Here is a 21,704-nt window from a genome sequence, read left to right on the forward strand (position 1 = left end):
TGGCATTACAACCGCTGCGTGCCTTTGCTTGGCTAGCGTTGTGGCCCACCCTGCAGGAAGCAAGCTACTCCCTAAATCCCTTTCCCTGAGGGAGAGGGACTTTGAGCGCTTCCGGCTCCCCTCTCCTCGTGGGAGAGGGGCTGGGGGAGAGGGCTGCCGGGAAACATCGCTAACTATGCCTCACCCGAACTGAGGTTCCTTGGGTTGGCCGGCATTTTTTCAGAATAGAACAGTCCATCCTATTGAGACAGCTTTGGCTGAGGCAGTGCCTCTCGCTCTAGCGCGGCACAGTACGATCGCCAGCCGCCGTAGGCCGAAATCTCCCGCTGGCCTTCACAAAGCACGGGTTCACCCAGCACGCCTAGCACTGTTTCGCCAGTAGACAGAGGCACTTTGCCAATACTCAGCCCCGGCGGCTCTTGCAGCAGCACCTGCACCAGCCCATCGGGGGGCACCTGCCACACCTCCAGCACCACAGCGATACCGCCGTCGCTGACTCGCACCATGGCCGGATGCACATCGTTGATCGACCACAGCCGGTAGTGGGGGGTGGTGGCCGCCTCGTAGAGAAATTTGGCCCCAGCGTTGAGCAGGTTGGGGTTAAGCTCCAGCCCTCGCATCAGGGTGCCGTTGACCGCTAATTTGATTCCCTCCGCCATGGTGGCGCACTCCCCCAGTAATAAATATTGTCGATGGACGTTGTGTTGAATTGATTCACTGTAGCCCGCACCGATTCTTCAGATTGGGCTGGAAAGGGTCAGGCTGCCGCGATAGCATAGAATTAACACATGAATTTTTGTAACGCCCTTGGCTTCTGCCCTACAGCCCATCATTGATCCGGCGGTGCCCAGCGACTGGCACGCCCTTGCCCCCCGCTGGCAGGCAGGGCAGCCCACCGTGCAAAAGGGCTTGCCCCACGATCAGCTCGCCCCCGCCTGGCAAATTTTACTGCTGGGAGATGGTTCGCCCACTCGCCACTTGCAGTTGTTGACGCGCGATCGCACCGAAGTCGATGTCATCGACATGACCCCAGTAGGCATGGATCTCGACGGTGCCCCCGACATTATTCGCGTGGTGCCTGGCCCCCGCCTGCGCCGCCAGGTGTGGCTGCGCACCGCCTCGGGTCAGCGCCTCGCCTACGCCGCCTCCTGGTGGGAGGCCAGTCACGTCGATGAATATCTGCAAAATAAGTCACTGCCGATCTGGGCTAGCCTGGCCCGCCTGCGCACCGAGCTCTACCGCGACATCCAGGGCCTCTACTATGGCGACTCACCAGCATTAGAAGAAGCCTTTGGCCAGGCCGGGCCGTTCTGGGGCCGCCACTATCTGTTTTGGCACCGGGGCAAGCCGTTGACGCTGATTTACGAAGTGTTTTCGCCCTATCTAACCCGCTACTTGGGGCCAATGCAGAGCGGGCCAAATCCAGGCCTGTAGGTCTAAGTGAGCAGTTGAAGCAGTGCCGTAGGGTGGGCATTGCCCACCAGTCTTCAACTAGCCTGAGTTCGGGATCGGCAGTCAGCATGACTTTACTACTGAACAGGCAAGTGTTTCGCCTGTGGCTCAGGAATCCGATCAGTACATTGGCACCTAAACCCAACCGATGTTGTCTCAAACCCAGTCACCACCGCCGCCGTTCGACGAGGGCGGCAGGTAATTCGGCATTCCTGGCTCCATGAATGCGTCCTGGTAAGGGCGGGCAGATTCAACCCAAACCTGGGTGCGGAGGGGGCCATAGCGCTGGCGGAGCTGGGCATCGATCTGTTCGCCGATGATTTCTGCCGATTCTACAAACTCGGGATGCAGCACCAGGTGAATTTCAATCCACACCTGACGACCCACCATGCCCCGAGAGCGAATGCGGGTACAGCGGGTGACACCATCTACCTGAGTGACAATGTGGGAGATGGCTTCTGGGGCGATCGCCGTCGGGCGCAGCAGCATCGGCAGCTGTTCGTTGAGCACTCGCCACAGGCTGCGGCCCACCAGGGGCAGCAGCACCAGGGCAAAGACCGGGTCGAGCCAGCGCTGCCCCTGCCAGATAGCCAGCAGCACCCCCACCATGACAATGCTCAGCCAGGCATCGGCTAAAAAGTGGCGCGTGTTGAGCTTGAGGGCCTGGCTGCTGAGGCTGCGGGCCTGGTAGCTGGCGTAGATGCCCAGGACCACATTGAGAATCACCATCGCCGCCGTAAACCGCAGCACGGCTGAGTCAATCGCCACGGGAAATGGGGTTGCCCCTCCAGTGAGGCCACCCAGCACCTGGCGTAGGGCAATTAGCAGCAGACTGACCCCAGTAAACCCCAAAAAAGCACACAAAATCAGGGTGCCTGCTACCTCGGCGCGTCCGTGGCCCCACACCTCGCGGCCCATCTGCCGCTGGGGCGAAGTCACGGCCACCAGGCTAAGCACGGTGCTAAACCCGTCTACCAGGGTGTGCAGCGACTCGGCCAGCAGGGTCAGCGATTGGTTGGCCCACCCACCGATGGCTTGCACCGCCAGCAGCAGCAGGGTTGCCCACAGGGTCGTCAGCAACAGGCGGTAGCTAATCCGGCGTTGGTACTCGCCCTCGTTCATGGGCCGACAAAATTCCACTGGGCTCAAGGTCTGGGCTCAATGGTACTGCAAGGGGCGGTTCCGCAGTCGGTTTGCGATGGCTAGAGCAGTCGCAGCTGCTGGGCGGTTTCTTCAAGCACTAGGCTATCCAAGTCATCTAGGTCGATATCGGCGGTCTCGGGGGGCAGGTCAACCTCAGTTTCGTCGGCGATCAGGGCAGCAGCGGCAGTCATCATGGCCTCGGCCAAGTCGCTGAGGTCGTCGCGGTTAGCCAGGTAGGTGCTCAGGGCCGACAACGGATCCAGGGTGCTGTCGGTACCCAGTTCGGGCAGGCGGCTGCGGTTGGTTTGGGCTTTCAGCTCGGGTTGCAGGGTGTAGGTGTGGGCGGCGGCCAAAACAGCCTCTAGGGCAGACTGATCGACCTGGTCAACCTGGTCGGTGCGCAAGGTGTAGAGGCAGCGCACCACAGCATCGGTAATATCAGCTTTGGCGATCGCCCGCTCCAGCCGAGTCTGGGGATGTTCGGCCTCGGTGAGATTGACCTGAATAGTTTTAAAGGGGCGCACGGGCAGGGGGCAAAACTCGGCCTGGGTGTTTCCCTTACTCACCTGAACCAGTAAATAACCTTTTTCTTCGGCTTCCTCGCTGAAGTCGACCCGCTCAATGCTGCCGGGGTAGATCATCAGGGGCTGTTCGCAGAGCACCTGGTAGCGGTGCACGTGGCCTAGGGCTACATAGTCAAAGCAGGGGCGCGCCAGCATCGCCATGGGAATATTGAAGCCCCGTCCGGTGGCCAAAAATCGCTCGGCCCCATAGGTGGCGGTGTCGACCATGGCATGGGCGAGCAAAATAGCGGGAATAGCGGGGTCGAGACGGCGAATTTCGCCTTCGAGGGCCACCCGCAGGCGATCGAGCAGTAGCTCGTTGACCTGGGCCATAGAGAAGCCCTCGGTTTCGGGGCGGGTCAGCAGGGTCGATTTGGTCAGCCAGGGCAGGGTGACCACCTGCACCGGGCCGTTGCGGGTGTCGATGCGGTGGGTTTCGAGGCGATCGCCCACCACCACATCCGGCACGCCCAGGGTTCTGTAGATCGACAGGCTGGCTCCGCCCAAGCCCTGAGCATGCTGGTCGTGGTTGCCTACCAGCAGTACAGTGGGGATGCCCGCCGCCGACAGCCGACAAAACTGGCGGGCCAGGGCCTGCTGCACTAGCGGCGGCGGCGTGGCGTCGGGAAAGGCATCGCCGCCGAACAGCACCAAATCGACCGGCTCGGCCAAGGCGCGATCGATGCAGCGGGTGAGAGCGGCAATGAAGTCTTCTAGGCGGGTGTTGAGGCCGGTTTCGGGGTTGAGGCGACCATGGGCAAACCCGCTACCCATGTGGATGTCGGAAAGGTGGAGAAGGGTGATCATGGGGCCATGATAGCGGCTAGAAAGGGTTCAAGGTATAGGGTTTCAGGCCATTCTCAAACCTTAAACCCTGAACCTTATACCTTTTCCATCCTCTAGCCGCCCAAAATAAACAGACCCAACATGGTGGCGCTGTTCCAAGCGCTGTGCAGCACCATGGGTGAGATCAGGGTGCGCGATCGCGTATACACAAACCCTAGAATCGCCCCTAGCAGAGTTAGGGGCAGCACCTCCGACAGGCTGAGGTGGGCGGCAGCAAAGATCAGGGCGCTGAGGGCGATCGCCCAGCCCGCCGACACGTAGCGCGTCAGGGAGGGCAGCAAAAAGCCGCGAAACAGAAATTCTTCAAAGATGGGCGCGGCGATCGCCGCCGTCAAAAAGAACACCAGCAGCGCCACGCCGTCCTGCTCCTCCAACACCGTTTGCAGGAGCGGGTTGCTGCCCCCCTGCCCCTGCCAAATCTGTTGGTTGAGCAGGGCCACGCCAAACATTAGCGGCACGGCCACAAAATAGCCCCCCAGTCCCCACAGCAGCCCAGTCCCTGAGGGCTTCAGGCTGAACATCTCCTTCGGCACCGGTCGGTAGGGGCGAATTGACCACCACAGCACTGCTAAAGACCCCGCCGCCATCAGCAGGTAGTACACCAGCGAAAAAATCGCCCGCCCCCGGCTGCTGAAACTGCCGCTGCTGAAGCCTAACCCGCCCAATACCAACGGCAGTAAGATCTGACCCACAAAGAAAAAGCCGACGATCAGCACCTGCCAAACAATTTCGCCCTTCCAGGGAATCTCCCAGCCGCGGTCGGCATTTTGGCGCAGCACCGACTGGCTGCCCCGCAGCACTCGCTGGGCCACCAGCCAAATAATCAGCCCAATGCCTACGATCGCCCCAAAGGTCGGCAAGGCGCCCACCAGAGCTAGCTTGACCAATTTAGCCTGTGCGGCCTCTTGCTCCTGGGTTTGGAGCTGGGCGCGATCGCCCTCGCGACCTTCTACTCCGTAGAGCCGGTCGAGGGCGCGGTACTCAAACCAGCCGTTGAGCGCCTGCTCTAGCCAAGCTTCATCCTCGGGAAGCACGTCACCGTCTTGCCAGAGGCGAATCAAGGTATCAGCGGTGCGCACCACCGGGGCAGGGGCGGTGTCGCTGTCGCGCACCTGTTGCCAACGCTTCAGGGCGGCCTCGGGCTGGCCCTGGTAGGCATCCATCAAGCCCAGTCGCAGGTCGAGGCGATGAATGAGCGCCTGCTGCTGGTCAAGGGCGCTTTGCAGTCGCCGGGCCAAGGGCTTGCCCACGTTAGTGCTATCGGCGAGGGAATCGGTGGGGGCAGTTTGGGATCGCCAGCGATCCATGCCCTCAACGGCTCCCTCCCGCACCTCCTCATACTGCTTTGTGGCGTTGTCTACAGGGTCTTTGCCCAGCAGGCCCTCGCGGATTACCGGCCACTGATCTTCGGGCAACCCCTCTCCCTTCCAGGCACTGCCCTCTAGTAGCAGGTCGGTTTGATACAGCTGGAGCTGGCTTGCCACCTGGGGTTCATTCCAGCTACTCAGCAGCGATTGCACCACTACCAGCCCCACCAGGGCGGTCACAATTATCAGAAAAAGCCGCTTGAGCGAAAGCCAGGGCTGCATTGAGTCGGATTCAGGGGTCATGGGAAGGCGGTTAAAAGGTCTGTAGCGAAAAACGCTACCCTCCCATTATTCCACTGGGTTTGACTTCGGGTTGGGCCTAGGGGAATAGGCGGCTCCGTTAGCGATGGCGGCGACTACTCTTGTGATCGCTTCGGCCAGCCCTGTTTTACCAAAGCCAGCCAAAGCACCAGCACCCCCGCCGCGATTAGCGCCATCCAGCGAATGGCGGGAATATCGCTTTGCCGCACGGCGATCGCTACCAACGCCCAAACAAACACCAGGGTAAAGGCAATGTCGCCGCGCTGATAGATCACCACTTCGGCCACAATGGCGGCCACTACAATCATGGCCACCGTCCAGGTCACCGACGAAATGCCCCAACCGCTCCAGTTTGAAGCGTACAGGGCCGAAGCCACGTTAACGATGGTGGCCACCGCAATCCAACCCAGGTAAAGACTAAAGGGAATGTGCGCCATCCAACGGCGGCGGCGAGAAACACGATGGCCCAACGCTGGTCGCTGACCATCTAGACCAATATTCAGCGTTAGATAAATGCCAATCAGGGGAATCAAAATGCCCAGCATGGCCAGAATAGACCAGCCAAACTGCTGGAGAGAAAACAGCACAATCCAGATCGTCTGGACCACACAAGCCACAATTAACAGCTTATTAACCCGCTGGAGCTGAGGCTCCCGCCGCCGCTCAGGATGAAACTGATAAATCGCGTAGGCAAACAGGCCCAGATAGATAATTCCCCAGATGGCAAAGGCATAGTTGGCAGGAGTAATCAGCACCCCCTCCAAAACCGTGTTGGCGATTTGACCCACGTTTTGCTCCCCAGGCGGGAAGCGGTTGAAGAGGGTGTTAAACACCACCGCAGCTGCGATCGCGATCGCAGTGGCAATAGCCAGACCCGTACCCGAGTTAGCGCGATTGGAGGGAGCATCCATGGGGAAAAGTAGTAATCGTAGCCCCATCCTCCCCCGAGCGGTGCTTAAGCGTCACTACCCGCAGTGAGAGCCAGCGGTTAAACACACCCCCTTGGTCACGGCTTACTCATCCTCAAGCAGGGCTTCAGCAGCGCTGTCAGGGACTTCGGCATCATCCTCGGGCTCTTCGACCACGACAGGGGCACCGTTAATGGCCAGCTTTTCGCGCACCTCAGCCTCCACCTTGGCGGCAAAGTCGGCGTCTTCGATCAGGCGCTGCACGGTGTTGTCGCGGCCCTGGCCGACGTTCTCGCCACCGTAGCTGTACCAGGCACCCTTGCGGACAACCACGCCGGTTTGCTCAGCCAAATCGATCAAGCAGCCCATGGTCGAAATGCCTTGACCAAAGAGAATATCAAACTCGGCAATGCGGAAGGGGGGCGCCACCTTATTTTTAGCTACCTTGACCTTGGCGCGAATGCCGTACTCTTCGGTGCCCTTTTTGAGGGTCTGAATGCGGCGAATGTCGAGCCGCACCGAGGCGTAGAACTTGAGCGCGTTACCGCCCGTGGTGACCTCTGGGTTGCCGTAGGAGATGCCAATTTTCTGCCGCAGCTGGTTTAAGAAGATCACGGTGCACTGCGACTTGCCAATGCTGCCAGTGATCTTCCGCAGCGCCTGACTCATCAGGCGGGCCTGCAAGCCCACGTGGGCATCGCCCATTTCACCCTCAATTTCGGCGCGGGGCACCAGGGCGGCCACCGAGTCAACCACCACCACATCGACAGCGGCGGAGCGCACCAGCTGATCAACTATCTCCAAACCCATTTCGCCCGTGTCGGGCTGAGAGATTAATAGCTCGTCAATGTTGACGCCCAAAGCTTTGGCATAGACCGGGTCGAGGGCATGCTCGGCATCCACAAAGGCCGCTACGCCGCCGTTTTTTTGCACCTCTGCCAAGGCATGGAGAGCCACGGTGGTTTTACCCGAACTCTCGGGACCGTAGATTTCAATCACTCGGCCCTTGGGTAGGCCGCCCCCCAGAGCTAAATCCAGCGTTAGCGCGCCCGTGGGGATGGTTTCGATCGTCATGCGGCTGGCTTCTCCTAGGCGCATGATTGCCCCTTTGCCAAAGTTGCGCTCAATCTGGCTGAGCACCATGGTCAGGGCTTTTTGCTTTTCGGAGCCTGCGTTGTTTTTAGATGCCATAGCTGCCTGGGGGTGAATTGGGTGAGCGGAACGAAGTGAGCCTGAGGCGAGGGCCAGGAAGATGACCTTAGTAAACCCCACTTCAGCCTAGAAGGGTAGTCGCCCCAAGGGGAAAGTTGTAGTGAAATTGGGCCATGACTTTGGCTGCAAGTCCGTTGTCTTCGCTTATTTATTATAGTACACTTGAACCAAATTAGACTGCCTCTGATAGATCAGTCAGCGGTGGGCTGACGTGTGGGTTTTGCTGAGCGGAGCGCACAGATTAGGGTTTTATAGGCGTCGCATGACAGGCTGAAGGGGTCAATACCGATGGATAACAGTCGTTTAATTCATGTTTCGGTATTCCCTGGCTGGGTGGCTGGGGTGACTTATCACCAGGGTTTGGGCTACCGCTGCTGGGTGATTAACCCAGAGATGGCCGTGCTCAATGACGGCGAAACTTACCCTAGCAGCGAGGAGGCGATCGCTGCCGGGCGGCTTTTCATTCACCATTCTCTCGGGGCCGAGCCCGACCGGGGCAGTAGGGGATAATCAGCAGAGCTTCTCGCTTGGCGAGAAGCGACCGCGTTGGAGAACCCCATGGAATATGTTCTGGCCCAGGCGGGGGTGGCAGTATTTGCCATCTCTGGGGTGCTGTCAGCGGCTCGGCAGCGCCTCGACATCTTTAGCATTGTGGTGGTGGGGCTACTAACGGCGATCGGCGGCGGCACCCTACGGGATGTGATTCTCGATGTGCCAGTGTTTTGGCTAGAAGATTTGACGGCTTTTTGGGTGGCCATGGGTGCGTCGTTTGCCACATTTCTAGGCATTCGCTTCATTCTCAAGCTGCCGCTGCGCCTGCTGTCGTATTTAGATGCCATGGGTGTGGCTTTATTTGCGGTGCAGGCGATCGACAAAACCCTAGCATTTGGGCATTCGGCGGTGGTGGCGGTGGTGATGGGGCTGATCACCAGCATTGCCGGGGGAATTATTCGCGACGTGGTGACCCATCGGCCGACGCTGCTGCTGTCGCGGGAACTGTATGCGACCCCCATTGTGCTGGGCGGCATACTCTACGTGGGGCTGCTGCACCTGATGCCTTCGCCCTTCTGCCGATTGATCGCGATGGGGACAATTTTTGGCATCCGCGCGATCGCTATTCGCTGGCAGCTATTTTTGCCCCTGCGGCTCACCCTCAAAATCGATCTCAACAAGGAAAAATCTTAGCCTTTAATGCTGATCTTCTGTAGTCCAGCCACTCAGCATTACCACTTGATAAAATTGGGCAGAAATTTCGGGTACAGAACTGGAAATCAGGGGTTTTCCTGGGCTGGCGATCTGTTTAGACAGCTCTCAACAGATACCATTCACTAAGCTCAGCTCCTGTAAATAGTATTAATTCATAGCCGCTGCGATCGCCTAAACCGCTACGGGCTTGTATGTTTGAAACAGCTATCGATCGGCTTAGGGTGCACAGCAATTTATGAATAAGCAACAATTGTCCTGCGTTTTTTCAGCAATAGTCTTGGCTCCTGCAACACTATTGCTAAGTAACTCAGCGGTTAGTCAGGAGTCTGGGGTCGAAATTGTCAATCAAACCCAAAAGTCGCTGGTTGGACTGTACGCAGTGCCCTCTGGCCAGCTCAATTTTGGCCCCAATCGGCTGAGGGGAGAGGCAGTTGGGCCCAGCGGTTCTTTGTTATTTCAGCGATCGCCAGGCAACTGCGACTACGATTTCCTAAGCGTGTTTAGCGACGGCGAATCCGTAGCTGATTACAATATCAACGTCTGCACCATCGACGGCGGTACCTATACCCTGTTTTCTCCCGAGAGCGAGGGCGGCAAATTAGTCGTGTTTAATGGCACCACGAGTGACCTTCAAGAAATTCTCATTGAGGGCGCCAGCATGAGTCGGCTAGCACCTTCTACCGAGCAAAGCCCAGCGACGCCAGAGGGTCAAGAACCTAATTCTGCAGCCGAGCAAAATTCTGACGGCGGAGATTTACAGGCTGCCCTGTGCGAACAATTTAGCTCGCCAGCTGTGCGCAGGGTCTGCTATGAAGCCCTATACGAAATGGCGCTAATCAACGGCGATGTTGACCCCGAATCAGCGGGCGGTGACAGCCTGAGCGCAGGCAGAAGCACCCGCGTTGAATCATCGAGAGACTGTACCGATGACACCTGCGATGAGCGGTTTCTCAGGCAAGTGGGTCTGCTGGGCAGCTACGTCATTCGACCCCAAACTGAAGCCTGGATTTTGACGGACACGGCTGATCTAAGCTGTGTCGCCATTCAGCGATATGACGTCACCGCCACCTTTGCCAATGGCCAACAGGAAAAGCAGCTGGGCGTCAATTTGTGTGATCAGGACAAAATTGTCTTTGGCCAACCCCAACAGGGCGAGCCGCGCCGCATCACCATTGCCAATGCCACTGACCAAAGCACCACAGACAAAAATTTAGTGCTTCAAGAAATTTACATTGCCTCACCCCAAAGCACCTCCTGGGGCTATAACCGACTGGAATCTCGCGCCATTGCCCCCGGCGAAGCTGATCAAGTCGCCTTTGTAGACACCACTCGCCAGTGCATTCATGATGTTCGTGCCGTATTTATCAACCCAAACCGGGCAGATCACTTAGAGCCGGTTCTGTGGCCCGGCATCAATCTTTGTAGTCTCGTCAACAACACCCTGGTATATGGCATTGAGGGACAGGCCAGCAGAGATGCTAGTCAGCCTGCGATCGCAGCGCCACCTCAAGCCTTGCGCACGGTGAAGCAGCTATCGCGGAGCAAGTCAGAGGTTTGCCTATCGTCGGCAGATAGCCGAGTATGTCAACCCGCACGCCGCCGCAATGCCACTCCTCAGCGGCCCTGGTGGCGAACCTGGCGACGGCCAGCCTGATGCTATTCGTCAGCGCCTGAGAACAGGGGTTCTGGAACGCTCAGTAGTTCACTGATCAATGATTTTTCGTGAATGCTGAGGGTGTAGAGGTCAAGCCGGTTGAGGGGCGGAGCAGAGGCGTGCTGAGTCTGGAGAAAAGGCTCTGCCATAACTTCGGTATTGCCGCATTCGCGATCGCTAAACTGCTGCCGCGATCGCAGCAGATCGAGCCGGTTAGCATCCCCTTTTGCCCCAGTAGCTAAATAGTCATCAATGGCAAAATCGATTAGAAATATAATGGCGATATAGCATCTCGGCTTGCCAAGATCTAGGGCTAGATTTTCCTTCAGTTTTTCTTGATGAGCGGCAGGTAGGCTGCTAACAAATCTATCAATGAGATAAGTTCGTTCTCCATAGGAAAAAGTTTGAGTGAGTTCGGTGAACTCTGGGCTTAAGTTGAGCCCGTTAGATGCTTGGTCAACGGCGTGGCTCAGCAGTTTTTCCTCATCTTCAGATAGCCGAGGGTCTATTGCGGAAGCGCTGAGATCACGTACCCACCGAGAATGCTGTCGAGTCAGTTCTAGAAGGTTTTCCGCATCCTCTGGTCGTTGGGTGGCTATAGTGATCGACTCCTCCCAATGGGCCTTTTGAAAATAAGTGAGCGCCTGCCTGAGGTGAGTTTGGGTTTTTCGAATCGATTGCTTTTGCTCCGCCGTTAAGGCATTGACAGGTGGGCTAGAGCTGATGCTCTGGAAGTCTATTTTAGCCAGTTCTAGCAGCCCATAGTGGGTTTGCTGATCGATGACGACATCGACCACTTCCACTGGGTTGCCGGCTTTATCAAACCCCAAGTTAAATTGAGAGGCAAGCTCCAGATAAAATTCGACTTCGCGAACTTTTTGGTTGTCCATGGGTGCTGCCCAACCGCTTTCTTTAAGGGTATTGATTAGTACCAACCGCGCCATCCCCAGTGCGGAAGAAGGATCGGACAGGGCTAGCCCCTGTTCATAGTAAGTAGCAGCTTCGTCTAAACGGCCCATTTTCTCGGCGACCTGGCCCAGCGCAGAGTAGGCTTCTTTTTTGTTGGGGGCAAAGTCTAAGACTTTTTGGAAGGTTTGAAAGGCGGAGATATTATCACCGCGATCGCGCTCTCCCTGGCCCCAAACGTAGTACAAATTGCCGAGTCGGTATAGGTTTGAGTAGCCCAAAAACGACATTGTTAACAGGCTTGCCGACAGCAGACAGGTTGCTTCGGCATGGTGATAGCTGGGAATATTGACGCTTCGCAAGGCATTTTGCACCACCCGTTGCCCTTTATCAGTAAAGGCTCCGCCAGCGACAAAGGCTAAACCCGCCCCCTGAATAAAACTGCTAAACAACCCCAGCACATCAAAGCCTTGAATTGAAAAGGCTTTCGCAGTGCTAGTTGCAAAGCTGGTCGCAGTGACCAAAAAAACCACAGTTAGACCATTCCAAACCCAGTCAAAGCGGTCTTGGTCGTGCTGTTTGGCAGCCTGAGGAGCAGGGGTTAAAAACCACCACCAAGCTTGGGAATTGGGGTTAATACTCTGCCGAGAACTCTCTAAATCGCCGTGGGCTGCAATCAAGTCTGTCTTACTTTTCAGCCGCTGATCTAGCCTGATTAGCCGGGCATACACTCCCGTGGGCAAAGGGCTGGCGGCAGATTTCTCATCATCTTGGCGAACTTTTTCTACCGCATCCCTTGCCAGCAGGGCGTCCATCACTAGCTGATGCGATACCTCAGTGGTCGCCTCGTCAACAGCCATACCTTCAAGCATGGCAATGGCAGACTCGTAGGCGTCAATCAGCTGCTCTAACGACGGCCGAGGGCGAGGCTGAGGAGGGTCCATTGCAGATACGCTACCTTTTCACCTTAAAAGAGTATCGTATTGGGCCAGTTGGCGCAGTTGAGCGTTAAAAGGGGTTAGTGAATGTTGGGCGATCGCATTCCCTCTAAAAATGCCTTGACGCTCTGCTCGCCGCGCTGGGCGTTGCCGGTGGTCAGAAAGTCGAGGGTGGCCCCTTGAAATAGGTGAAACAGCGATCGCGCCACCGCTTCATTCCCCGTCAGCGCCGTCAGCGCCTCGACCCACTGCTGGGTTTCGCGCTCTAGAAACTGCTGAGTTTCGGTATCGCCTCGCATGGCCCGCAGGTTGAGATCCATTGTCAGCTTCAGCCAGCCCTGCATCTCTGGGGTGGTAAATTGCCGCCACATCGCCAGCAGAGACTCAGCAACGGTATCGGTGTCTGCTACGGCTGTGTTTTGCAGCGACAGCAACTGGGCGCGCAGACGCACCTCTAGCCGAGCGATTACCTGGCGCTCTAGCTCTTGCTTCGAGCCAAAGTGGTAGACCAGCATACGCCCGCTAGTACCGATGCGCTTGGCGATCGCGTTAATGCTAGAGTCCAGCTCGCCCGTCTCAAGGGCCACCTCCAGGCACTTTTCGAGCAGCTCAGCTTTCTTTTGGGGTTCGGTCGGTCGACTCATGTTGACAGTTAACGTAATAGCTATTACATTTACTATTAACGTAATAGCTATTACGTTAACATCGTTTCATAGGTAATCCCCATGAACACAAAAGATCGCTTGAGCCTTGTGTTGGTTGGATTTGGCATTTGGGCTGCGGCTACAGTGGCCTATCGGCAGGTGGGCTCGATTTTCTTTGAGCGCTCGATGATGGAATATTGGCTCAACGTTGCCAGCACGGGCGGGCTATACACGCTGGTCTTTGTCGGGCTGATGCGGTGGCGGCGCATCGAAGCCAGAGACTGGTTACAGGGCGCAGTTTGCATCGCGCTGCCTGGAATGCTAGGAGAAATTCCCATTTTGGCTGGGTTTGCTGGACTGATGAGCAACATGCAGCCTGAAACCGCTGGGCGCTACGCCGCGTTCTTATTTGCTGGGTACTCAATCTTGTTGGGCTTTGCTTGGTTTATGACAGCTCGGGGAATGCGATTCTCCTCCAGAGAGGCTTCGCCAACGCCCTCTAAGGCCGGTTTTTGACCATCGCTTGCCCCCGCACTGTTGCGCTAGACCAACTGCTCGTCTCGGCAGGATGCTGTTTGCCATGCGACCCTTGGTAGGGGCATTGCAGTGTAATGCCCCTACCGCACCCTTCTGTTGAGCAAGTCTCCCCTTTCCATCAGTCCTAACAATTCAATGCCTTACCATCCCATCTCAAATGACCGCCATGCCAACGATAGAATACGTCACTAAAGCGCTGACGACGTGGTCAGTAGGGTTCTTTCCCTACGCAGAAGTTTATGCAGCCGTTGCGGCGGGTATGGCTCTGGGGTTAGACGCGGTTTCAGCGGTATTTTGGGGAGTGCTGGGCAATTTTGCGCCTATTCCACTCCTGCTGTGGGGCTACGATCGCCTCATGCAGATTCCTCAGCTGCGCGCTTGGCTCTTGCGCTTAGAGAAACGCGGCGGGCAGCGAGTTAGAGAGCCTTTTAAGCGCTACGGTGCCTGGTTTCTCATTGCCATGACGCCCCTTTTAGGAAGCTGGACAGTGGCCATTGTTGGCCCACTTACTGGCATTGCACCCCGGCAACTTTTAGTCTTTTCACTCATTGGCATCACGCTGTACGGCGTTGCGACAGCCGTTGCCATCACCACCGGCATGAGCTGGTTCTCTGCCCCTTAATTCTGAGCATCACCCCTAGGGTTTAGCTCCAAAATCGCTGTTTGAGGCTGCCGCTTTTAGCTGGCTCGATTTGTCCTGCAAATTTTTAGATATTTAGGAGATGTGTCATGCAAAATTCTGAACTTTTTCGCAATCCCTTTGCGTGGTATGCCGAGATGCGCCGCGATACGCCGGTTTTTTACGACCCAGAGCACCAAAGTTGGATGGTGTTTCGCTACGACGATGTTAAGCCAGTATTTTCTGACTGGAAAACGTTTTCATCCAAAATTCCGCAGCCGCCGGAGCAAACTGACTTCACTGAAAGCCTAAATTTTACTGACCCGCCGAAGCATAGAACACTGCGATCGCTTGTAGGCCAGGTCTTTACCGCTCGACGAGTAGAGTCCCTAGCTCCCCGCATTGCGCAAATTACCCACGAGTTGATTGACGCGGTTCAGCATCAGGGTGAGATGGATTTTATGCACGGTTTAGCGATTCCGCTGCCGGTGATTGTGATTGCTGAGATTTTGGGCGTGCCGGTGGGCGATCGCGGCGATTTCAAACGCTGGTCAGACGGCATTGTGGTCTACGATCAAGCAGCATTAACCGCTATGGCCGACTACTTTCGGCACCTGCTAGCCGAGCGCCGCCAACATCCAGGCCAAGATTTGATCAGCGATTTAATTGCCGCCCACGAAGCAGGCGAGACCCTCTCAGCCCAAGAACTCGTAGATTTTTGTATCGTGCTGCTCGTGGGCGGCAACGAGACCACGACCAATTTATTGGGTAACGCGGTGCTCTGTTTTAACGACTATCCAGAGGCCTTCATACAGCTCAAGCAAGATCCTCAACTTCTGCCGCTGGCGATCGAAGAAGTCTTACGCTATCGATCGCCAGTGCAGGCTATGGCACGGTTCACTCAGGTTGAGACTCAGCTCCATGGGCAGACCATTCCAGCCGGGAAAATGGTCACCGTTTGGATGGGTGCGGCCAATCGAGACGAGGCCCAGTTTGAGCACGCCGACGCGTTTGTAATCGATCGCGATCCCAACCCTCACCTGGCCTTTGGCAATGGCATTCACTTTTGTTTAGGTGCGCCGTTGGCTAGATTGGAGGCCAAAATTGTTCTAAGCGCAGTGCTAGAACGGCTGCCCAATCTTCGCATTGTGCCTGATAGAGAACTGGAGTTTATTCCCTCCATCGAAGTCCATAGCGTCAAATCTTTGCCAGTGTTGTTTTAATCAAAAACCTAACGATTAGCGACAGAACCGTTCCACTCTTCTATTTAGAGCAAAACTATGGGAATTAATTCCTTCAGGCCGTTTCTGGCCCGACAGTTGGGCGATCCGTCGGGATGGTTTGGGCGGCTCTTGCTGAAGTTTCTCAATCGCCGCAATGCCGCTCTCAACGACTTAGTTCTAGAGACTTTACAGCTTCAGCCGGGCGATCGCATGCTCGAAATCGGGTTCGGCGGCGGCGACCTGATGCACAAACTGGTGGCGACAGGCAAACCGTCGCAGGTGGTGGGGGTAGAGCGATCGCCCGACGCCATGGAGATCTGTAAGCGGCGTTTCCAAACCCTAATTAGCCAGGGCATGGTCGAGCTTCACCAAGCCAGCGCCGAGGCATTACCCTTTGCCGATCAGCAGTTCAGCCAGGTTTGCACCGTCAACACTCTATATTTTTGGGCCAACGCGCCCCAGGTGCTGAGCGAATGTCGGCGCGTACTCAAACCCGGCGGACGCTTGGTGATTGGCTACGCGTCAAAGAATTACTTAGAAGACCAGGGGCTAACCCAGCACGGGTTCACCGCCTATGAGGTCGCCCAAGTCGAAGCTCTTTTGACAACAGCAGAGTTCACCGCCGTCGGCACAGTGGCGAGCCAGGCCAACTCACCCAATAGCGTGTTTTGCACTAGCGGGGTAGCTGCGCTCTAAATATTGAACCAGCCGGTGATTCGCCTGGGCTCCTGAGCCATAATGGGGCCAGCTTTGACTGACTCCCACAATGGCCGACCTCACCCACCGCACCGATTCTCTCGCCTGGCAAATGCGCCAGGGAGGGCAGAACGTGGGGGAATGGTTTGAGTACCAGTTTTCTCAGGTCGATATTGACCAGCCCGAGGTGCCCAATTGGGGCTGGCTCGGCCCGTTGGCCGAGGGGCTATTTTGGCTGGCGATCGCCGCCCTGGCTCTCTGGACAGGCTGGCTGCTCTACCGCGCTATTCTGGCCTACCTCGACTATCGACAGCGGCAGGTTAAATCAAGCGCGACCCAGTTCTCGACCCCCACCGAAGCCGCCCTCAAGCAGGCAGCTCACTGGTGGCGTGAGGCCCAGCGGCTGGCCCAGCAGGGCAACTACGCTGGAGCCTGCCAGGCTCTCTATATGGCGGGTTTAGCGCGGCTCAACGAGACCGAGCGGGTGCTCTACCGCGCCAGCCGCACCGATGGCGAATACCTTGACTGCATCGCTGCTGACCCCAGCCGCCCCTACGAACTGCTGATTCGCACCCACGAGCGCATCACCTACGGCGAAGCCTTGGCAACGGAGGAAACCTACCAGCGCTGCCGCCGCGCCTACCAGGAGATCGCCCAGTCGTGACGCGATCGCTCCCCTTCAACCGCCGCAGGTTAATTTTGGCCTTGCTGGCCCTGGCGCTGCTGCTGAGCCTGATGATCGTCAGCGCCCCTGCCACCAGCCGTTCAGATAGTGGCTCGACCTGGCACCGAGGCCCGGCAGGCTATAGCGCCTGGTACAACTCCCTAGAGCAGCAGGGCATTACCGTGCAGCGCTGGCAGCGCCCAGTGGAGGATTTGATCGAGCAGCTTGGGGAGGCTGAGGAGGCCACCGTCACCCTAATTCAAAATCAGTCGGCCATCCCCGAAACCCTGGTAGCCGTACTGCCGGGGTTTATTGACGAGCCCGGTCTATCGGCCCTGCTGCCCTGGATGCCCGACTGGATAGAAGCCGGTCATCGGCTGGTGGTACTGGGCGTTAAGTTTCCGGCGACAGCTGCCCCATTCTCCCAAACCCTGACCAGCGAAGCCGGCCAGGTCAAAATTGACACTCGCCGTCGCTACAGCCAGGGGCCAAAGCTGGGCGTCGCCCTAGAAGACGAGTATGGGGCAGTGGTCTGGCAGCAGGCCTTTGGGTCGGGCCAGGTGACGATGGTGGCCACGCCCCACCTGGCCGCTAACGCCTACGCCAACCAGCCAGGAAACTTTGCCCTAGCGACAGAGCTGGTAACCAGCGCGGGCGGGCGGGTGTGGGTCGATGAGTACCTGCATGGCTACCGGGATGAGGAGGCGATCGCCTCAGAGGTCGGCCGCGACGACGCTAGCTGGCTCAACTACCTGGCTCGTACCCCCCTGGCCATTGTGGTGCTTCAAGCCCTGGCGGTAACACTGCTAGCGCTGCTGGCCTTTAACCACAGACTGGGTCAGCGGCGAACCCTACTAGCTGCCCCAGTAGACAACAGCCGAGCCTACATTCAGGCGCTGGCTGGGGTGCTGCACAAGGCGGGCAGCCACGACTTTGTGGTGCAGACCCTGAGTCAGGCCGAGCGGCTCCGACTGCAAAAAGCGCTGGGGCTGGGCAATACGCTGCTGCCGGTAGAGCAACTGCAAGCGGCTTGGAATGCCCAAACGAACCTGCCCACCACCGATTTGGCGACGATTCTGAATCCTCCTACCCTCAAGGGCGAAAGTCAGCTGCGCGACTGGCTCAAGCGGGTACAATCCCTTCATTACCCCGGCAACACCACAGGAGACACTAGCGGGCCATGACCGAGCGACAAACTGACCTACAGGCGGCGATCGCACGCATCGGCAAAACCCTCAGCGGCGTGGTGGTAGGGCAAGAACCCCTGGTGCAGGAGCTGTTGGTGGCCCTGCTGGCGGGGGGCCACGTCATTCTTGAAGGAGTGCCCGGCACCGGCAAAACCCTGATGGTGCGCGCCCTGTCGCGGCTGATCCAGGCCGACTTTGGCCGCATCCAGCTCACCCCCGACATTCTGCCGTCGGATATTTCGGGCACCAACGTCTTTGACCTCACCAGCCGCACCTTCACCCTCAAAAAAGGCCCAGTTTTCACCCAAGTCCTTTTGGCGGATGAGATCAACCGCACTCCGCCCAAAACCCAGTCGGCCCTGCTCGAGGCCATGGAAGAACAGCAGGTGACGCTGGATGGCACCAGCCATCCTTTACCCAACCTGTTTTGGGTTGTGGCCACCCAGAACCCGCTGGAGTTTGAGGGCACCTATCCCCTGCCCGAAGCCCAGCTCGATCGCTTTCTCTTTAAGCTCGTGGTCGGCTACCCGGCCCCAGCGGCAGAAAAACAAATGCTGCTCAATGCCCAGGCCGGATTTGAGGCCAAACGGCTGGATATTGGCCAGCTCAAACCAATCGCCGCCGCCAACCACATTCTCGCCGCCCGTCAGGCCGTCAAAGCCGTGACCGTGCAGGAAAACATCATTGACTACCTGCTGGCCCTGGCCCACAAAACCCGCCAGCACGCTGACCTGGAGCTGGGCACCTCCCCTCGCTCCACCGTGCAGTGGCTGGCCGCCAGCAAAGCCCACGCCTGGATCAATGGGCAAGAATTCGTCACACCCGACAATGTCAAGGCTGTGGCCATGCCCTTGCTGCGCCATCGGCTGATCCTTGGGGCCGAGGCCCAATTAGATGGGTTGACCTGCGATCGCGTCATCCAGGGCGTGCTCGACAGCGTAGCGGTACCCCGCTAATGGCGATTATCCCTACCGGACGAACCTATGGACTGTTGCTAGGGAGCGGGCTCGTCGTCACCCTGCTGACCAACTTTTTCGACACCCCCAACCAACTCACCGTTGCCCTCCTGGCCCTGCTGCTGTTCGATTGTGCAGTGCTTGCCGTGATGGTTTGGGATGGGTTGCGAGTCAAAACCCGGCGGGCGACGATCAAGCGAGATCCGCTCCACCGCCTGTCAATCGGACGCGACAATCCCATCTCTTTACATGGGGAATCCTCCACCCCCGTTCGCCTGCGCCTGTTCGACAACTATCCCACCGCCTTTGACGGCACCTCCATGCCCCTAGAGATCTCCCTCAGCGGCAAGGAACCTGAAACCCTCACCTTTACCGTCAACCCAAAGCAGCGGGGCAAATATCCTTGGGGTGACCTCCAGATCCAGCAGCGCAGTCCCTTAGGGCTGGCTTGGGCTGACTGGACAGTACCCGCCGCCGAAACCGTCGCCGTCTACCCCGATCTAATTGGTCTGAATCAGCTCTCCGTCAAGCTCGCCCTCCAGGCTACCGGCACCCTGAAGCAAAAGCGGCGCATGGGCGTAGGCACCGAATTTGCCGAGCTGCGCGAGTACGGCACTGGCGACGACCCCCGCTTCATCGACTGGAAGGCAACCGCCCGCCTCAGCCAGCCTCTAGTGCGAGTGCTGGAACCGGAACGCGAACAAACGTTACTGATCCTTTTAGATCGCGGACGCTTGATGACCGCCCAGGTGCAAGGACTCAACCGCTTCGACTGGGGCATGAATGCGGCGCTGTCGCTGGCTTTGGCGGGGGTGAGCCGGGGCGATCGCGTCGGCTTAGGCGTGTTCGATCGCACTCTCCATACCTGGATTCCTCCCAAGGGAGGGCAGGCCAACTTTCAGCAGATGATCGATCGCCTCACCCCCATCCAGCCCGTGCTCGAAGAATCGGATTATCCGGCTGCCGCCACCCACGCCGCCCAGCAGCAGCACCGCCGCTCCCTGGTGGTGCTGATCACCGACATTGTGGATGAAACCGCCAGCGCCGAACTGCTCTCGGCCCTAGCCCGCCTGCGCCCGCGACACCTGCCCTTCTGTATTACGTTGCGGGATCCAGCGATCGATCGCCAGGCCCAGCAGCCCACCGCCGAAGTCGATGCCGCCTACCAGCGGGCTGTTGCCTTGGATCTGCTCGGTCAGCGCGAGGCCGCCTTTGCTCGCCTGAAACGGCGTGGGGTGCTGGTGCTCGATGCCCCAGCTCACCAAATTTCCGATCCGCTGGTCGAGAGCTATCTGCGCATTAAGAGCCAGGGCAAGCTATAAGACCTATCTAAACTTCCAAAAACTCACGTAGGGCGCACCGACATCTAGCTCAACGCTCTATGACCTGTGGCTCAGTCCCACAGCGTCCGCGATGCTGGTTAGCTGATGCTCCTCTAGTTTGGCCAGCAGTCCTGCCAAGACCCGCCGCACCATCCAAGGACCTTCATAAATCCAGCCGGTGTAAACCTGGAGCAGCGTCGCCCCAGCGATGATTTTCTCCCAGGCATCGGCAGCGGTAAAGATACCCCCTACACCCACAATCGGCAGGGCTCCCCCAGTGCGCTGGTAGATATAGCGAATTACTTCAGTCGATCGCGACCTTAGCGGCGCACCGCTAATCCCCCCCGCCTCATCTACGACAGCGTTGCCAGTCTGTAGCAGAGTTTTGGTTTTGAGGCTCTCCTTTGCGATCGTGGTATTGGTGGCAATAATGCCCGCCAGTTCGTAGGCTTGAGCCAGCTCGATCACAGCGTCAATATCGGGCCAAGCTAAGTCGGGGGCAATTTTGACGAGTAGAGGTTTGCGCCTACTGTTCTCCTCCTGTAGCGCCGCCAAAATGGGGCCGAGCTGGTCAGCCGCCTGTAGCGACCTGAGCCCTGGCGTATTCGGTGACGACACATTCACCACAAAATAGTCGCCGTAGGAGTAGAGCTGCCGAAAACTGAACCGATAGTCTTCAGCAGCATCGGCCAGCTCGGTCACCTTCGACTTGCCCAGGTTGATGCCGATAGGGATCGTAGGCCGCTGGGTGCTCCAGTAGGATTCGAGGCGATCGGCCAAAGCCGATGCTCCCTGATTATTGAAACCCATGCGGTTGAGCACCGCCTCATCCTTGACCAAGCGAAACAGGCGCGGCTGGGGATTGCCCGGCTGAGGATGACGAGTAACGGTACCCAGTTCGGCAAAGCCAAAGCCGAGCTGGGGCCAAGCACGCGCCGCTAAACCATCTTTATCAAAGCCCGCCGCTAGGCCTAGGGGATTGGTAAAACCTAAACCCCAGGGAGTCTGGGCCAGGCGCGGGTCAGTGAGGCAAAACTGCTGCTGTAGCCAGGGTTCAGTCTGGGCTGCGATCGCTCCCCGGTCAGGCTGTCCCAACCAAGCCAGCAAATTCATGGTGCGGTGGTGCAGAAACTCTGGGTCGAGCGTCACCCCGTGAAACAACAGGGGACGCACAAGCTGACGGTAGGGATCTTTCACAAACAGCAGTGGTGTATGCAAATAGAGGGCGGGTAGACTAATATTCTGGCTAGGGGTGAGATCTGGTGATGCCCACAGCCTGCGCATTACAGAGCACGTCAGGAGCACATGGTCAACGGTCTTTGGGTTAGCAGCACCGCGTCGTCTGTGGTTGGCTTTCCCTATTAAAGCAGCCTTGGACGGCCGCTAAGACTAATTGGCAG

General features: G+C 57.8%; 21 protein-coding genes. 12 read left to right on the top strand and 9 right to left on the bottom strand.

Features of this window, described 5'->3' with window-relative positions; translation table 11 throughout:
- Positions 1-239: 239 nt before the first annotated feature.
- Positions 240-659: a gamma-glutamylcyclotransferase gene (locus tag H6F75_RS17170; protein ID WP_190753678.1), complete on the bottom strand. Its 420-nt coding sequence runs from the start codon at positions 657-659 to the stop codon at positions 240-242.
- 148 nt (positions 660-807) lie between these two features.
- Between H6F75_RS17170 and H6F75_RS17175 the strand changes: the two genes are divergently transcribed.
- Positions 808-1,434 (top strand): chorismate lyase, encoded by a 627-nt coding sequence (locus tag H6F75_RS17175; protein WP_190695801.1) that lies wholly within the window; start codon positions 808-810, stop codon positions 1,432-1,434.
- A 174-nt stretch (positions 1,435-1,608) separates the two neighbouring features.
- On the opposite strand, the gene H6F75_RS17180 is transcribed toward H6F75_RS17175, so the two are convergent.
- From H6F75_RS17180 to recA, 5 genes are all read right to left on the bottom strand, one after another.
- The gene (locus H6F75_RS17180; protein ID WP_347710681.1) at positions 1,609-2,592 is read right to left on the bottom strand and encodes a cation diffusion facilitator family transporter; all 984 of its coding nucleotides are present in this window, start codon (positions 2,590-2,592) and stop codon (positions 1,609-1,611) included.
- Between the two features lie 62 nt (positions 2,593-2,654).
- The gene (gene sbcD / locus H6F75_RS17185) at positions 2,655-3,965 is read right to left on the bottom strand and encodes an exonuclease subunit SbcD (protein ID WP_190753679.1); all 1,311 of its coding nucleotides are present in this window, start codon (positions 3,963-3,965) and stop codon (positions 2,655-2,657) included.
- Between the two features lie 92 nt (positions 3,966-4,057).
- Positions 4,058-5,614, bottom strand: coding sequence for a type II CAAX endopeptidase family protein (locus tag H6F75_RS17190; protein ID WP_190753680.1), 1,557 nt, complete (start codon positions 5,612-5,614; stop codon positions 4,058-4,060).
- A 113-nt stretch (positions 5,615-5,727) separates the two neighbouring features.
- A complete protein-coding gene (locus H6F75_RS17195; protein WP_190753681.1) occupies positions 5,728-6,543 on the bottom strand; it encodes a tryptophan-rich sensory protein in 816 nt (271 codons plus the stop codon).
- A gap of 102 nt (positions 6,544-6,645) precedes the next feature.
- Positions 6,646-7,731 (bottom strand): recombinase RecA, encoded by a 1,086-nt coding sequence (recA, locus tag H6F75_RS17200; protein WP_190753682.1) that lies wholly within the window; start codon positions 7,729-7,731, stop codon positions 6,646-6,648.
- 309 nt (positions 7,732-8,040) lie between these two features.
- On the opposite strand from recA, the gene H6F75_RS17205 reads away from it, so the two are divergent.
- The 3 genes from H6F75_RS17205 to H6F75_RS17215 all read left to right on the top strand — a co-directional run bounded on the left by H6F75_RS17205 (position 8,041) and on the right by H6F75_RS17215 (position 10,612).
- On the top strand, positions 8,041-8,262 hold the full coding sequence (locus tag H6F75_RS17205) for a hypothetical protein (RefSeq protein ID WP_190753683.1): 222 nt from the start codon (positions 8,041-8,043) through the stop codon (positions 8,260-8,262).
- Positions 8,263-8,310: 48 nt separating this feature from the next.
- Complete coding sequence (locus tag H6F75_RS17210; protein WP_190753684.1) at positions 8,311-8,937, top strand: trimeric intracellular cation channel family protein; 627 nt, start codon at positions 8,311-8,313, stop codon at positions 8,935-8,937.
- Between the two features lie 298 nt (positions 8,938-9,235).
- Positions 9,236-10,612: a hypothetical protein gene (locus H6F75_RS17215; RefSeq protein ID WP_190753685.1), complete on the top strand. Its 1,377-nt coding sequence runs from the start codon at positions 9,236-9,238 to the stop codon at positions 10,610-10,612.
- 2 nt (positions 10,613-10,614) lie between these two features.
- On the opposite strand, the gene H6F75_RS17220 is transcribed toward H6F75_RS17215, so the two are convergent.
- Together H6F75_RS17220 and H6F75_RS17225 are read right to left on the bottom strand one after the other, a co-directional pair.
- On the bottom strand, positions 10,615-12,462 hold the full coding sequence (locus H6F75_RS17220) for a tetratricopeptide repeat protein (protein WP_190753686.1): 1,848 nt from the start codon (positions 12,460-12,462) through the stop codon (positions 10,615-10,617).
- A gap of 74 nt (positions 12,463-12,536) precedes the next feature.
- On the bottom strand, positions 12,537-13,100 hold the full coding sequence (locus H6F75_RS17225) for a TetR/AcrR family transcriptional regulator (RefSeq protein ID WP_190753687.1): 564 nt from the start codon (positions 13,098-13,100) through the stop codon (positions 12,537-12,539).
- A gap of 81 nt (positions 13,101-13,181) precedes the next feature.
- Between H6F75_RS17225 and H6F75_RS17230 the strand changes: the two genes are divergently transcribed.
- From H6F75_RS17230 to H6F75_RS17265, 8 genes are all read left to right on the top strand, one after another.
- Positions 13,182-13,616 (top strand): DUF5367 family protein, encoded by a 435-nt coding sequence (locus H6F75_RS17230; RefSeq protein ID WP_190753688.1) that lies wholly within the window; start codon positions 13,182-13,184, stop codon positions 13,614-13,616.
- Between the two features lie 187 nt (positions 13,617-13,803).
- Complete coding sequence (locus H6F75_RS17235) at positions 13,804-14,259, top strand: small multi-drug export protein (protein ID WP_190753689.1); 456 nt, start codon at positions 13,804-13,806, stop codon at positions 14,257-14,259.
- A gap of 107 nt (positions 14,260-14,366) precedes the next feature.
- Entirely contained in the window at positions 14,367-15,479 is a 1,113-nt protein-coding gene (locus H6F75_RS17240) for a cytochrome P450 (RefSeq protein ID WP_190753690.1), read from the top strand.
- 57 nt (positions 15,480-15,536) lie between these two features.
- Positions 15,537-16,175 (top strand): methyltransferase domain-containing protein, encoded by a 639-nt coding sequence (locus H6F75_RS17245; RefSeq protein WP_190753691.1) that lies wholly within the window; start codon positions 15,537-15,539, stop codon positions 16,173-16,175.
- 70 nt (positions 16,176-16,245) lie between these two features.
- A complete protein-coding gene (locus H6F75_RS17250; RefSeq protein ID WP_190753692.1) occupies positions 16,246-16,839 on the top strand; it encodes a DUF4129 domain-containing protein in 594 nt (197 codons plus the stop codon).
- Positions 16,836-18,023 (top strand): DUF4350 domain-containing protein, encoded by a 1,188-nt coding sequence (locus tag H6F75_RS17255; protein WP_190753693.1) that lies wholly within the window; start codon positions 16,836-16,838, stop codon positions 18,021-18,023. Before H6F75_RS17250 ends, H6F75_RS17255 begins: the two co-directional genes overlap by 4 nt.
- Positions 18,020-18,982: a MoxR family ATPase gene (locus H6F75_RS17260; RefSeq protein ID WP_190753694.1), complete on the top strand. Its 963-nt coding sequence runs from the start codon at positions 18,020-18,022 to the stop codon at positions 18,980-18,982. The genes H6F75_RS17255 and H6F75_RS17260 overlap by 4 nt, the downstream gene beginning before the upstream one ends.
- Positions 18,982-20,304: a DUF58 domain-containing protein gene (locus H6F75_RS17265; protein WP_190753695.1), complete on the top strand. Its 1,323-nt coding sequence runs from the start codon at positions 18,982-18,984 to the stop codon at positions 20,302-20,304. The genes H6F75_RS17260 and H6F75_RS17265 overlap by 1 nt, the downstream gene beginning before the upstream one ends.
- Positions 20,305-20,361: 57 nt before the next feature.
- Here the strand turns inward: H6F75_RS17265 and H6F75_RS17270 are convergent, their stop codons facing one another.
- The gene (locus H6F75_RS17270; protein WP_190753696.1) at positions 20,362-21,588 is read right to left on the bottom strand and encodes a quinone-dependent dihydroorotate dehydrogenase; all 1,227 of its coding nucleotides are present in this window, start codon (positions 21,586-21,588) and stop codon (positions 20,362-20,364) included.
- Positions 21,589-21,704: the final 116 nt, after the last annotated feature.

Source organism: Nodosilinea sp. FACHB-131, from assembly GCF_014695395.1.
Classification (GTDB): Bacteria; Cyanobacteriota; Cyanobacteriia; order Phormidesmidales; family Phormidesmidaceae; genus Nodosilinea.

What these genes read in the sequence shown, in the direction of transcription:
- H6F75_RS17170 (WP_190753678.1), bottom strand. Translation starts at nt 659, where the DNA reads ATGGCGGAGGGAATCAAATTAGCGGTCAACGGCACCCTGATGCGAGGG.
- H6F75_RS17195 (WP_190753681.1), bottom strand. Translation starts at nt 6,543, where the DNA reads ATGGATGCTCCCTCCAATCGCGCTAACTCGGGTACGGGTCTGGCTATT.
- H6F75_RS17225 (WP_190753687.1), bottom strand. Translation starts at nt 13,100, where the DNA reads ATGAGTCGACCGACCGAACCCCAAAAGAAAGCTGAGCTGCTCGAAAAG.
- recA (WP_190753682.1), bottom strand. Translation starts at nt 7,731, where the DNA reads ATGGCATCTAAAAACAACGCAGGCTCCGAAAAGCAAAAAGCCCTGACC.
- H6F75_RS17260 (WP_190753694.1), top strand. Translation starts at nt 18,020, where the DNA reads ATGACCGAGCGACAAACTGACCTACAGGCGGCGATCGCACGCATCGGC.
- H6F75_RS17250 (WP_190753692.1), top strand. Translation starts at nt 16,246, where the DNA reads ATGGCCGACCTCACCCACCGCACCGATTCTCTCGCCTGGCAAATGCGC.
- H6F75_RS17205 (WP_190753683.1), top strand. Translation starts at nt 8,041, where the DNA reads ATGGATAACAGTCGTTTAATTCATGTTTCGGTATTCCCTGGCTGGGTG.
- sbcD (WP_190753679.1), bottom strand. Translation starts at nt 3,965, where the DNA reads ATGATCACCCTTCTCCACCTTTCCGACATCCACATGGGTAGCGGGTTT.
- H6F75_RS17210 (WP_190753684.1), top strand. Translation starts at nt 8,311, where the DNA reads ATGGAATATGTTCTGGCCCAGGCGGGGGTGGCAGTATTTGCCATCTCT.
- H6F75_RS17240 (WP_190753690.1), top strand. Translation starts at nt 14,367, where the DNA reads ATGCAAAATTCTGAACTTTTTCGCAATCCCTTTGCGTGGTATGCCGAG.
- H6F75_RS17270 (WP_190753696.1), bottom strand. Translation starts at nt 21,588, where the DNA reads ATGCGCAGGCTGTGGGCATCACCAGATCTCACCCCTAGCCAGAATATT.
- H6F75_RS17230 (WP_190753688.1), top strand. Translation starts at nt 13,182, where the DNA reads ATGAACACAAAAGATCGCTTGAGCCTTGTGTTGGTTGGATTTGGCATT.
- H6F75_RS17245 (WP_190753691.1), top strand. Translation starts at nt 15,537, where the DNA reads ATGGGAATTAATTCCTTCAGGCCGTTTCTGGCCCGACAGTTGGGCGAT.
- H6F75_RS17265 (WP_190753695.1), top strand. Translation starts at nt 18,982, where the DNA reads ATGGCGATTATCCCTACCGGACGAACCTATGGACTGTTGCTAGGGAGC.
- H6F75_RS17220 (WP_190753686.1), bottom strand. Translation starts at nt 12,462, where the DNA reads ATGGACCCTCCTCAGCCTCGCCCTCGGCCGTCGTTAGAGCAGCTGATT.
- H6F75_RS17190 (WP_190753680.1), bottom strand. Translation starts at nt 5,614, where the DNA reads ATGACCCCTGAATCCGACTCAATGCAGCCCTGGCTTTCGCTCAAGCGG.
- H6F75_RS17235 (WP_190753689.1), top strand. Translation starts at nt 13,804, where the DNA reads ATGCCAACGATAGAATACGTCACTAAAGCGCTGACGACGTGGTCAGTA.